This window comes from Nonomuraea turcica, from assembly GCF_030718205.1.
GTDB lineage: Bacteria > Actinomycetota > Actinomycetes > Streptosporangiales > Streptosporangiaceae > Nonomuraea.
The window spans coordinates 1-10,760 of the sequence record NZ_JAUZQF010000064.1 but is presented as its reverse complement, the minus strand read 5'-3'; the positions used below and the strand labels follow the sequence as shown (position 1 = coordinate 10,760).

12 protein-coding genes and 1 pseudogene are annotated in these 10,760 nt (G+C 67.4%); 6 read left to right on the top strand and 7 right to left on the bottom strand.

Annotation, left to right across the window (positions count from 1 at the left end; all coding sequences use genetic code 11):
* Positions 1–304: 304 nt before the first annotated feature.
* On the bottom strand, positions 305–1,750 hold the full coding sequence (locus tag Q9G87_RS59955; protein WP_305925620.1) for a serine/threonine-protein kinase: 1,446 nt from the start codon (positions 1,748–1,750) through the stop codon (positions 305–307).
* Between the two features lie 1,078 nt (positions 1,751–2,828).
* On the opposite strand from Q9G87_RS59955, the gene Q9G87_RS59950 reads away from it, so the two are divergent.
* Positions 2,829–3,983, top strand: coding sequence for an alpha/beta fold hydrolase (locus tag Q9G87_RS59950; RefSeq protein WP_371826026.1), 1,155 nt, complete (start codon positions 2,829–2,831; stop codon positions 3,981–3,983).
* 328 nt (positions 3,984–4,311) lie between these two features.
* Here the strand turns inward: Q9G87_RS59950 and Q9G87_RS61320 are convergent, their stop codons facing one another.
* On the bottom strand, positions 4,312–4,680 hold the full coding sequence (locus Q9G87_RS61320; RefSeq protein WP_371826025.1) for a lipase maturation factor family protein: 369 nt from the start codon (positions 4,678–4,680) through the stop codon (positions 4,312–4,314).
* A gap of 2 nt (positions 4,681–4,682) precedes the next feature.
* On the opposite strand from Q9G87_RS61320, the gene Q9G87_RS59940 reads away from it, so the two are divergent.
* The 3 genes from Q9G87_RS59940 (at position 4,683) to Q9G87_RS59930 (ending at position 6,292) form a co-directional block, all read left to right on the top strand.
* On the top strand, positions 4,683–4,922 hold the full coding sequence (locus Q9G87_RS59940; RefSeq protein ID WP_305925618.1) for a cupin domain-containing protein: 240 nt from the start codon (positions 4,683–4,685) through the stop codon (positions 4,920–4,922).
* 123 nt (positions 4,923–5,045) lie between these two features.
* On the top strand, positions 5,046–5,624 hold the full coding sequence (locus Q9G87_RS59935) for a dihydrofolate reductase family protein (RefSeq protein WP_305925617.1): 579 nt from the start codon (positions 5,046–5,048) through the stop codon (positions 5,622–5,624).
* A 410-nt stretch (positions 5,625–6,034) separates the two neighbouring features.
* On the top strand, positions 6,035–6,292 hold the full coding sequence (locus Q9G87_RS59930; RefSeq protein ID WP_305925616.1) for a helix-turn-helix domain-containing protein: 258 nt from the start codon (positions 6,035–6,037) through the stop codon (positions 6,290–6,292).
* On the opposite strand, the gene Q9G87_RS59925 is transcribed toward Q9G87_RS59930, so the two are convergent.
* From Q9G87_RS59925 to Q9G87_RS61315, 3 genes are all read right to left on the bottom strand, one after another.
* A complete protein-coding gene (locus Q9G87_RS59925; protein ID WP_305925615.1) occupies positions 6,279–7,259 on the bottom strand; it encodes a nucleotidyl transferase AbiEii/AbiGii toxin family protein in 981 nt (326 codons plus the stop codon). The genes Q9G87_RS59930 and Q9G87_RS59925 overlap by 14 nt on opposite strands.
* Entirely contained in the window at positions 7,256–7,894 is a 639-nt protein-coding gene (locus tag Q9G87_RS59920; RefSeq protein WP_305925614.1) for a hypothetical protein, read from the bottom strand. Before Q9G87_RS59920 ends, Q9G87_RS59925 begins: the two co-directional genes overlap by 4 nt.
* A gap of 85 nt (positions 7,895–7,979) precedes the next feature.
* Positions 7,980–8,321 carry a PfkB family carbohydrate kinase gene (locus Q9G87_RS61315; RefSeq protein ID WP_371826028.1) on the bottom strand — a complete coding sequence of 114 codons (342 nt, stop codon included), beginning with the start codon at positions 8,319–8,321 and terminating at the stop codon, positions 7,980–7,982.
* Between Q9G87_RS61315 and Q9G87_RS61310 the strand changes: the two are divergent.
* Positions 8,212–8,454: pseudogene (locus tag Q9G87_RS61310) on the top strand (DUF2637 domain-containing protein); the annotation flags it as partial. The gene Q9G87_RS61315 and the pseudogene Q9G87_RS61310 overlap by 110 nt on opposite strands.
* A 42-nt stretch (positions 8,455–8,496) precedes the next feature.
* On the opposite strand, the gene Q9G87_RS59915 reads toward Q9G87_RS61310, so the two are convergent.
* Positions 8,497–8,982: a hypothetical protein gene (locus Q9G87_RS59915; protein WP_305925613.1), complete on the bottom strand. Its 486-nt coding sequence runs from the start codon at positions 8,980–8,982 to the stop codon at positions 8,497–8,499.
* A 124-nt stretch (positions 8,983–9,106) separates the two neighbouring features.
* Between Q9G87_RS59915 and Q9G87_RS59910 the strand changes: the two genes are divergently transcribed.
* Positions 9,107–9,277, top strand: a complete 171-nt coding sequence (locus tag Q9G87_RS59910; protein ID WP_305925612.1) for a hypothetical protein — start codon at positions 9,107–9,109, stop codon at positions 9,275–9,277.
* A gap of 220 nt (positions 9,278–9,497) precedes the next feature.
* Here Q9G87_RS59910 and Q9G87_RS59905 read toward each other — a convergent pair whose 3' ends face one another.
* On the bottom strand, positions 9,498–10,679 hold the full coding sequence (locus Q9G87_RS59905; protein WP_371826027.1) for an FAD-dependent oxidoreductase: 1,182 nt from the start codon (positions 10,677–10,679) through the stop codon (positions 9,498–9,500).
* Positions 10,680–10,760 lie beyond the last annotated feature (81 nt).

The following is a 10,760-nucleotide window of genomic DNA, read 5'->3' as shown; positions in this document are numbered from 1 at the left end:
CAGGCCCCTGGTGGTGAAGGTTGATCTTGGTCGACAACCCTTCTACCAGGGGCTATCTGCGTTGCGGATCAAGGATGATGATCTGCAACGGACCCGTGACCTGCAGCGTCACGGTGGAATGGGCTCAGTGAGCCGCCGGGACCATTCACCCCATCCTCGCGCGCTTCGAGAACATCGACCCCAGCCAGCCCGGGCGGCGCGCGATCGGCCGTTCCTCCGCCCGGCGGCTCGCCGCGGGCACCGGCCCGGAACCACGCTCCAGACCCGTTCTGCCCTTCGCCTGAGACGTCAGGAGAGGGCCGGGTCAGTCGAAGCCGTTAGGGCAGAGGAAGGTTTTGATCTTGTCCGGCGCGCTCGCGAGGAGCGTCGGCTGGTTCTCTCGCGAGCAGAAGTAACTGCCGATCGCACCGTCCACGAATCGGGTCGCGTTCCGCTTCGCGATCAGGTCGATTCCGCCGACGCTTGGGGAGTCGAGCTCGGCCGCGACCCAGTTGCCCGAGCACATCTTGCGCGCGACCACGGCGTCGTCCGGCAGGCTGCCGCCGTTCAGCGCGGCGGCCTGCCGGAGTATCGAGCCGTTGGATGCGCACGGTACGCCGGTGGCCGAGCGGCGTGCGCTTGGGCTGGCGCTCGTCTTCTTCGATGTGGTGGGCGTCTCCTCGGCCGTCGCCCTCGCGCTGGGCGTCTCCTCGGGGGTCTCGCCCGCTGTCGTCGCCTCCTCCGCCTTCTCGCTCGTGTCCGGCTCCAGGCTCTCGGCGGCCGAGGACGAGGGAGGGGCGCTCGGGCTCTGCAGTGCTTGCGGCGATCCACCCCGGTTCACCGCGAACACCGCGCCGACGGCCACGACCGCGGCCATGACGGCGACGGCCGGCACCAGCGGCACCATCAGGCGCTTGTCGCGTGCCGGCATCTCCATGGGGGTCGTGCCTGCCTTGAGCGCGGTGACCCGGGCAAGTAACTCGTGCGCGGCGGGCCGGGCCGCCCGATTCTTGGCGAGCGCGCTTCGTACGAGGTCGCGGACCTGGGCGGGGACTCCGGACAGGTCGGGGTCGACGCTCATGACGCGGTAGGCGAGGACGTCGGGGGCGCCGATGCCGAACGGCGGGCGCCCCGTCGCGGCGTACGCCATCAGCGCGCCCCAGGCGAAGACGTCGGCGGCTGCGTCCGCCTGGTCGCCCCGATACTGCTCGGGACTGATCCAGCCGGGCGTCCCGATCAACGCGCCAGTGCCCGTGAGGCCGCTCTCGTCAAGGGCCCGGGCGATGCCGAAGTCCAGTACCTTCGCGCCGGAGGTGGAGAGGATCACGTTCCCGGGCTTGAGGTCGCGGTGCACGATGCCGGCCCCGTGGATGTCGGTCAGCGCCTCGGCGATGTCCACGCCGAACGAGAGCAGCTCATGCGGCCGCAGCGGCGCGTTGTCCTTCACGTACGTGCTGAGCGTCGGGCCGGGGACGAACTCGGTCGCCAGCCAGGGAGGAATCGCGGTGGTGTCGGAGGCCAGCACCGAGACCGTGCAACGTCCACGCACCCGCGACAGCAGATCGACTTCACGGACGAAGCGGGCGCGGAAGTGCGGGTCGGCTGATAATCCCGGATGGATCTCCTTGACCGCGACCCGCGTGCCGTCGGCCGCGATTCCCGCGTAGACCACCCCCATACCGCCGGCCCCCATCCGGCCCACGATCCGGTAGGGACCGATCGTCTCGCGCTCGTCCACCGTCAGAGGGCCGAAGCCGCCGGGGTCGCTCATCGGGCTCCCGATCGCCGGATCATCACAACAGCAACGATCTTATTGACCGGTACTTCAACGCGCTCGCCCTCGAGACACGGGACGGCCTGCTCGCCATCAATGCCCGGCCCATCGACGGTCGGCCGGCAATCGGCATCCGACGGCCTGGCGACGTTCCGCTTCACCACCGAGGACCACGGCGAAACGGTGTTGCAGCGACGCATTCTCGGCGACGCCTATGGCCCCAGGTGTCCATCGTGACCGACACAAAGCTCACAGCAAGGAAGCTGGCGACCAGCCGGCAGCGATCGATGCCGCGAAATCCCGGACTCACGTCATCCTGCTGGTCGACGACCTGCACGTCCGCGTCGTCAACGCCGTCACCGGAGAACTCCTGCGCGAGCTGACCATCGATCCCACCCGGGACTACCAACCCCAGGCAAACCCCAAAACGACGAAACCCCCGAACCCGTTGATTCGAAGGTGGGCCTGCGAGCTGTGTCGAATCATCCCCTTCGCACGGGAGAGCAGGAGGCGATCAACTGGATGAGCTTCGATCAAACGGACGGTGTTGACTACGGTCGCGTGGCTTATGCACGTCGACCCGACTTTGATCGCTTGCGCTGCATGAGGAGGGCTGGTCAAAGGGCTCGTTGCCGGGCTATGGATGCGGCTGCGGTCGATCGAACGGCGTGCGGCGACCGCACCGGCGCTCCCGCCTCGACCGTGCCCCGCGCACGGGCCCGGAAGTCACCCTCCGTAGCTGATTTTGCGCAGTCCAGGAGATATCCCAACCTTCCGGAACGGCCTGCTGTCCGGGGAGGTAAAGGGGAGGGTACTCAAACGCCTGGATACGGGCATGATGCGGGACCGTATCGGTCAAGTCTGCGCTCGCCCTTCCGTTTCGGAGGTATACGTGAAACGAGGAAGGATGTTTTCTGAAGCGGACCGCCACACCCACCGCACAGGCCGCTCGGCGCAAGCCGAGAACGGCGGAAAAGTTTACGCTTTCCGCCCCCAAAGACCCCGGCCGAGTGGGCAATCCGAGCCACTCCCTTCAGCTTGAGGCATGAATATCCCATGAGTGGCGCTCTGTTGAATGGCGCGTGGTGACGAGGGGGTCCAGCAAGCCATGTGGAAGCTTCCGTTGATGCTGGCGAGCGGATTCGACGCCGTTGCCAGCGTGGGCGGTGTCCTGCACACGGGCATCCGCACCGCGACCGCGCTCTGCACAGGAGCGAGTGGGCAAGGCGGCCTGTTCCCCTTCGGGGCACCCGACTCTGGCCACCCTGATCGAGATACGGGCCCTGCCAGGCCGGTGTCTTTCCTGGAAGCTCACCCGGAAGGGCTGGCACCGATCACTGTGGCCTATGAGCGGCACGGGACAGGCAAGCCGGTGGTCTTGCTGCATGGCATCGGACAGGACCGGCACGCCTGGGACCAGGTGATTCCCATGCTCACCGCCCGACGTGAGGTGATCGCGCTGGATCTGCCGGGTTTCGGCCAGTCTCCCAACCTACCCGCCGACGTACCGCATGACCTGCCGGCCATGGTGGCGGCACTGGGCGCGGCCTTCACTGCGCTCGGCCTGCGGCGGCCGCACGTGGTCGGCCACTCCCTCGGCGGCCTGATCGCGCTACGACTGGCCCAGGCCGGTCTCGCACGCAGCGTCACCGCACTGGCACCGGCCGGATTCTGGAGCGAGTTCGAGCGACGCTACGCCTTCACCGTGCTGATCACCGCCCGCCATCTCGCCCGGCTGCCCGACGTCGTCGTCCAACGGATCGCCGGCACACCCGTGGGACGGGCCGCCCTGACCGGCATCTTGTACGGACGCGCTGACTGCTGCCCGCCCGACACCCTGCTGACCTGCCTGCGCGCGTTGCGACAATCGACGGCCTTCCAATCGACCTTGCGCGCCGGACGGGCACGGGATCTGTTCATTGGCACCATCTCTGGCATGCCGGTGACCATCGCCTGGGGAACCTGCGACCGGCTCCTGCCCGGCCGCCAAGCCGAGCGGGCCACAGCCATGATCCCGGAAGCGCGGCTGGTCCAGCTATCCGGCTGCGGGCACGTCCCGATGACCGACGCACCCGGCCAGGTCGCCCGCCTGATCCTGCACACCACCGCCTCCCGCCATGTCTCCAACCGCATCTGCGGCCGTTCAGCTGGCAGCGAGCAGGCGGATGGGCGGAGCTCTACCTGGCTACGGAAGGGCGCCATCCCCGCGCCGAACTCCACACGCGCTTGAACCATGGAGCGCGGCGGCGATCTCCCAGCCACGTCAGCCAGGTGCGGCGCCGGGCGAGCCGGTGAGATCAGTGCCAGGAACCGGTGCCGCAGACGGGTCTGATGTGCTCAACACGACGGAACACTGCGTGCCCGCCAGCCGAAGGACCTGCAAAAGCCATCCTTCGACACCGGACGGGGCGGGTGGGTCCCCGGCGTGATCCATGATCATCCCCTTTGGTCGTTCAACAGTTTCGGCGCGACGTTGGCTGAAGCGCTGCCCGGCTTGGGGGGTGATACGGGTTTCCGCTACCAGGGTGCGGAGATATCCCTCATGATAACTGTCAGTGTCAGAAAGTGAACAGAATGCGATTCATCCTGCGCAAAAGCGTCCTCGCCGCTCTGCCGCTCCTGTCCTTGGCGCTAGGGGCCTTCGTGGTGACAGTCCACCCGCGTTGACCCGGTGCCAGAATGCGCCGCTGAGACACGCGCCCCCGGCGCGATGGTGTGTCAATTTGGTGGCCGCTCGGGCCGTTCATCGTCAAGTCCACCACGGATGCCGCCAGCACGACGGTCAGCCAGTTCAGCCAGGAGACGTTCCCCGAGATGATCAACCAGAGCTGTGTGGCGATCATGAAGGCCGCGGCCACGCTCGCATAAGGCTGAGGCGCGAACAACCCGAACGGGGCGACAAGCTGGGCGACGTGGTTGCCGGTCACTGATGGCGGTCGACGCCACCCAATTCGGCATTTGGGAGGCCGGCCCAGGCTTCGACGTCGATGTGGACGAGGTGTTCCTGGTGCTCGCCGGCTCGGGAACGGTGCCCTTCGAAGTCGGCAGCACCATCGAGCTACGGCCCGGATTTCTCGTCCGCCTGATCGCCGGTGACCGCACGACCTGGAACATCACCGAACGGCGCCGGAAACTCTACTTCTCCTGGCCTGGACCTTTCGTCCAGTGAGTCCCTGGGACCGGCCGCCGCATCCGGGACGGCGGGGCTCCCGGAGTCCAAGGGCGATGAGTTTCGCCGTGGTTGCCAGTCTGTATGTCCGGCACGCGATCAACCGCACTCGAGGAGCGCATCATGGCCGCTACCTACACATTCGACGTCTTTTCCAGCCTTGACGGCTTCGGCGCCGCCGGCGGCAACTGGACCGGCTACTGGGGCAAGCAAGGCCCCGAACTCCTGAACCACCGCTTCGCCCTGTACGGCGAGGAGCAGCGGATGGTCTTCGGGGCCAACACGTATCGGGCGTTCGCGCGGATGCTGGCCTCGAGCACCGAGGATTCCGAGGTGCGTGACCAGTGGGTCACCCGGATGAGGAACCTGCCGGCAACGGTGGTGTCGAACACCCTGGAAGGACCCCTCGACTGGCCGGATGCGGCCGTCGTGAGCGGTGACGCCGTCGACGTCGTCGCCCGGCTCAAGGAGGAGTCGGAGGTGCCGTTGCGCTCGCATGGCAGCCTGTCGATGAACCGGGCGCTGATGGCCGCTGGCCTGGTCGATCGCGTCCAGGTGACGCTCTTCCCTGTGATCACCGGTCAGACCGGACTGGACCCGATCTTCCAGGGTGCGGCCGACTTCGACCTCGAGCTGCTCGAGAGCCGGACGCTCGACGGTAACATCCAAGAGCTCATCTACCGGCCCACCCTGCATGTCTGAGCCCATCCGGTCGCCGGTCCAGCGGCGTGTGGATCGAACCCGTGTCCGGGCCTACACCTGCGAGTGCCTGGCTCTGGTTTTCGAGCAGTGCCTGGCTGGGGGCAAGGGTTCATACGGCGGTACGACCGGTCAGTCTTTCCGTGGGTCGTCGAAAGCCCGTGGGTGAGAGTCGCCCATGCCGAGGCGCTGTGGCGGCAGCTCATGAATGGGGAAGCGAGGTGACGGCGCGCCGACCACGCAGCCCTCGCACACGTAGCGTCACAATGCGCAACTGATCTGTGACACGCGTTCCGCGGGTCGAAGGTCGATCTGCGGTTTCGCGTGCTCTCCGACTGGCAGGTCTTCTGCCAGTGCCGCAGGTCATCCGTCTTATCGTCGAAGCAGGCGACGGCGAGAGGAGGGGCGGGGACGTGGCGACAGAGTACGTGACGCAGGGCCAGCGGATCGCGCGGGCTCGTCACCGCAAGGGGTGGGATCAAGCCACTCTCGCTGAGAAGATCGGCCGTTCTGTCTCCTGGTTGTCGAAGGTGGAGAACGGACCACGAGACGACGGAGCTCGACTCCGGGCACGCGGCCGCGTCGCCGGCCTCAAGGACGGTCAGCTGGTGGACGTGCTCAGCTTCCCGGCGTCGGCGTTCGTGCCTGAGGCCGCCTTCACCGGCGGATGAAGGTCGGGGTCAGTGCGTGGGCCAGACGCCTCTTCCAGTCGTGCGCCTGGCCCTGGACCTGCGGATACTCGACCTGGAACTCATCCCAGTCCACGTCCCAGCTGCGAATCGTGTCCAGACCGAACTCCGCCGTCTCCCGCTCGCCCAGCGCCTCCTGCAGAACCTGCCGGAGCAGCTCATAGGGCAGCGTGACGCGCTCGGCCAGCAGTACGGCGTCGTAGAGGTCCTTGCCCTGCGCCCAGATGTCGGAGGCCAGCCAGAGGATCTTCCAGGCCAGAGACAGTTCGGGGGTGGCGGCCTGGACGGGGGTGGGCTCGCCGCCACCCGCCCGCGGGATCAGCGCCGTGACAGGCGGGACCGGCAGTTGCTCGTTGAAGACGAAGTCGAGCTGAACGGTGCCTGACGGCAGGCCTGCGGCGTGCCAGGTGAACACCAGACGCTGCCCAGGCGTGCGATCGTAGGTCCAGATGTCATCGACGCGGATGCCGGTGGCGTCGACGGTCACCGTGCCGGACGCGTCGGGATCGTCCGCTACGGCGCGGATGAGCCCCTTGAACATCTCCGCCGTGAACGAGCTCTCGAGTTCGATGTCATGCGGCACCACCACCCAGTCGAGGTCGCCCGGATCCCGGGCTTCGGCCCCGATCCACGCCTCCAGCAGCAGGCTGCCGCGCAGCACGAGGTTCTCGGACCAGGGCGAGCTCGCGACGATGCGGACCAGGTGGTCGATCGCCTCCCGCCGCGACCGCCGCCAGCGCCGCCCGGGCTCCTCGTCCTCGAAGGCCGGCTCTCCGGCACGGAAGGCGTAGGTGAACTGCTTCAGCGCTGGATCGAAGATCCGCGGCTGGCGGACGCCGTCACCGCGTGTGAGAGGCAGGTACGTCACCGGGACGTCGGGTGATTCCTCCGCCGGCATGTCGTACCGCTCGGACACGGGCTGCTTCTTCTGCTTGCGTCGCGACGTCATCGTTCCTCGATCCAGCCGTTGTCGATGCCGGGGTTGTCGTCGTGCACCACGAACTCCTGCTCGGCTTCGAGCACCGCGAAGCCGGCCGCGCTCAACTCCGCCAGCAGTGCGTCGAACCGCCGTCTTGCCTCGGGCAGGCCGACGTTCCTGCAGCGCTGCGTCACGAACCGCTCATGGGAGCCGTCGCCACGCAGCCGCCTGGCGTTCCGTGACACGTGCGCCGAATGGCGTGCGGCGATCGTGGCCAGGGCCGCCGGGTCGTCGCGGACCGCCACCTTGGCGTGGTGCTCGAAATAGCACGCGGCCAGCGCGGTCGCCGCCTGCGCGCTCGCCGGCACGTCGTCGTTCCACGGCGCGGCCTCGATCTTGACCCGGACGACGTCGAAGCCCTCGTCACGCAGCCGCGCCACGCTGATCGCGACGGCGGCCCGCTGGCCGGTCAGGGTGCCGCGGCCGGTGAAGGTGAGCATGGGCTGGGAGGTGACCTCGCCGCGGGCGAGCACGATGTGGGTGAGTTTTCCGCCGTTGCGGGCCGCCCAGGGGGCCAGGCGCTCGAATGCGGTGCCGGCCGCGACGGTCACATGGATGTCGAAGACACCTGCGAACTCCAGGCCGGATGGCGATCGGTTCCCCATGACCGCATATCGTTCCATCGGACGGCGCCCGGTTCGACCGGGTTTCTCCTCGGTTAATGCAGGACTCGACGTGTACGTAGCATCATCAGGAGCGAAAGCGATCAGCGCTTGGCGATTCCCTAGGTCGTGGGCCTGACGTCCCGGCCAGATGCACCGAAGTTGTGTTTGGCATGGATGACTTCGCCCGAACAGTAGTAGCGGCCCAGGCGAGACCAAGACGCACGCCTTCGGCCAGAGGTCTTCTATTGCCGATCTCCCAGAGAAGGCCGGCGGCGAAGGCGTCGCCTGCTCCGGTGGTGTCTACTGCGTCTGTTGGGATGGCCGGTAGTGGTCGCTCTTGCCCGGTGAGTAGACGGTGGCGTCTTTGGCGCCTTCGGCCACGATGGCGGTGGCTTCCTCGGGGATCCCGGAGAAGTCGTTGCGGGATCCGATCAGGTAGCGCGTGGCTTGCTGTACGGCACGGTGAGAGCGAGTGGGCTGCGGCGATCGTTCCGCTGAGCGCCGACGGGATGATCGTGGCGGCGTCCCTCGCGCTGCTGGTCGACTCTCGCGCCGGTCGCCGTGGCGGACCGCTGCCGTGGATACGGCGACAAGGCGCAGAGTCAGTTCACGCAGTCCTGGTTCTTGAGGGCGAGGCCGAGTTGCTCGACCCTGTCCCGTTGGTTGACGCCGAAGTAGTAGTACGCCTTTTGGTTGCCGGGCACGGTGACGTAGTAGCCGCTCGGCTCCTCTTTGACGCCGGGGTAGGCCTTCTTGACCTGGCGGAGGGTTGAGCCGACGCCGATGCCCTTCGGCGTGCGCACCCCGGCCGGCGCGAAGATGACGGCGACGCCGCGCTTTTTGGAGATGTAGAGCCCTATCTCGTTGCGGGCGTTGCGGTGGGCCTTGTAGTCCCAGCCCGAGCAGTAGTCGCGCCACTTGAGCACGATCTTGCCGGTGGCCTTGGCCTGCTTGGCGGTCATCCCCAGCTTGATGCCGCCGTAGCCGTACGGGCCGAAGGCGCCCGACGTGGAGGCTACGGCTCCTGCCGGGCTCGCGATCGCCAGCGTCGCGCTGGCGACCGCCAGTGCCGCTACCAGTCGAGTCATGTTCATCCCCGTCGCCCCGTTTCTCCAGCAGTTTGTTGATATGCCCCTCTCTGTGACGCCGCCCATCGGTGGATAGTTCGCTGCCAGCCGATACGTGCACAGACACGCGACCGACCTCCTGCTCGTGGAACGCATCACCGCAGGAGGCATGCACCTGTTCACGCTGGCTGGCAAGGTGCAGGACGCGGTGAATCTCGTACAGCCACTTCTGGACCCCCGTGGTCGTCGGCCTGCAGCCGAGATGATCTTGGCAACGCCGAGGTTCGTGACGTTCTCGGTGACCACCCAGACGTGAGGAGGTGAGCGGAGAAAGGCCATGGGTGTCACGTTTCAGGGGGAGGCGGTCGAGTACCGAGCGGCGCGAGATCGACTGTTGGAGCAGGAGATCGAGTTGCGTCGTGCCATGGATGCGGTGGCGGTTGAGAGGTGACAGCCTTGGAAGCCCCAACGGGGAGGAGGTTATCGTCCTGCTCCTACCGAAGCGGGGGGCTCACAGACGCGCCCATGCTTTCCTCCTATGCGGTCCTGCGGGCGAAGTCGGGGGCGTGTTCCGGGCGGGGGCCGAAGCCCACGAACCGGGCGGGAATCATCCGGAGCTTGGGGAAGGCGCGGGTGAGGAAGAGGAGGAACGGGGGCGGCCCGGAACGCTTGCCCGCGAACTGCTTTTCGAACATGACGCGCTGGAGTATGCGCTGGCCGGTCTGGACGATCACGGTGGGGCGGTACCTGCGCCGTTGCACGGCCGCCAGGTCGGCGAGGGTGACGGCGTGCCGCCGCAGAGGGCCGGCCAGGATGGTTGCGGCGGCCACGGCGTCCTGGATGGCGAGGTTGATGCCCACCCCGCCGGCTGGGGACATGGCGTGTGCGGCGTCGCCGATGAGCAGCAGCCCGTCGAGGTACCAGCGCTTGAGCCGGTTGAGCTTCACATCCAGGACGAACACCTCGTCCATGTCGGCCAGGTGTTCCACCGGGCCGGCGAAATCGGGACGCAGGCGGGCGATGCGCTCGCGGAACAGTTGGATCCCCTCGGCCCGCAGCCGCTCGTCGGAGCCCTTGGTGGTGAAGTAGGCCACCTGGTAGTAGTCGTCACGGGCGAGGGAGATCATGGCCTCGGCGCCTTGCGCGACCGGCGTCACGCTGGCGGGCGCTTCCCTGTCGCGAGTCGATCTGGGCAGGCGGAACCACCACACGTCGAACGGCACCCAGAACTCCTTGGGCACCAGCCCCGCCTCCCGGCGCAGCGTGGAGTGCCTGCCGTCGCACGCCACCGTCAGCTCGGCGTGAAGTTCCCCTTCACTGCCGTCCGACGTGCGATACCTGACCCCGACGATCTTTTCGCCGGCTCTGACCAGCTCGGTCGCTTCGGTGTTCATGCGAAGGGAGAACCCTGGCTCCTGGCCGGCCGCCTTGGCAATGAAGGAGAGCAGGTCCCATTGGGGCACCATCGCGATGTAGTTGTAGGGCGCGGGCAGCGCTTCGAAGTCGCCCAGGGTCACCAGGCTCCCGTCGGGGGCGGGCAGCGACAGGTTGCCCAGGCGGCTCTGCGGCAGAGCGCGGAAGCCCTCGCCGAGTCCGAGCCCGTCCATGAGGCGGACGGTGGCGGGGTGCACGGTGTCGCCGCGGAAGTCGCGCAGGAAGTCGCCGTGCTTCTCTAGTGTGATCCGCCTGAAATTCGCCAGGTAAGTCCGTATGGTGATGGCTATGACGCCTCCCGGACCAGCTGCGGTGGAGATCCGCTTATCGGAGAGTGAACGGGCTCAGCTGATCGGCATGTCGGT

Excerpts from the sequence above, each read along its gene's own strand:
- Q9G87_RS59955 (WP_305925620.1), bottom strand. The coding sequence starts at position 1,750 with ATGAGCGACCCCGGCGGCTTCGGCCCTCTGACGGTGGACGAGCGCGAG.
- Q9G87_RS59950 (WP_371826026.1), top strand. The coding sequence starts at position 2,829 with ATGGCGCGTGGTGACGAGGGGGTCCAGCAAGCCATGTGGAAGCTTCCG.
- Q9G87_RS59940 (WP_305925618.1), top strand. The coding sequence starts at position 4,683 with ATGGCGGTCGACGCCACCCAATTCGGCATTTGGGAGGCCGGCCCAGGC.
- Q9G87_RS59935 (WP_305925617.1), top strand. The coding sequence starts at position 5,046 with ATGGCCGCTACCTACACATTCGACGTCTTTTCCAGCCTTGACGGCTTC.
- Q9G87_RS59925 (WP_305925615.1), bottom strand. The coding sequence starts at position 7,259 with ATGACGTCGCGACGCAAGCAGAAGAAGCAGCCCGTGTCCGAGCGGTAC.
- Q9G87_RS59920 (WP_305925614.1), bottom strand. The coding sequence starts at position 7,894 with ATGGGGAACCGATCGCCATCCGGCCTGGAGTTCGCAGGTGTCTTCGAC.
- Q9G87_RS59915 (WP_305925613.1), bottom strand. The coding sequence starts at position 8,982 with ATGACTCGACTGGTAGCGGCACTGGCGGTCGCCAGCGCGACGCTGGCG.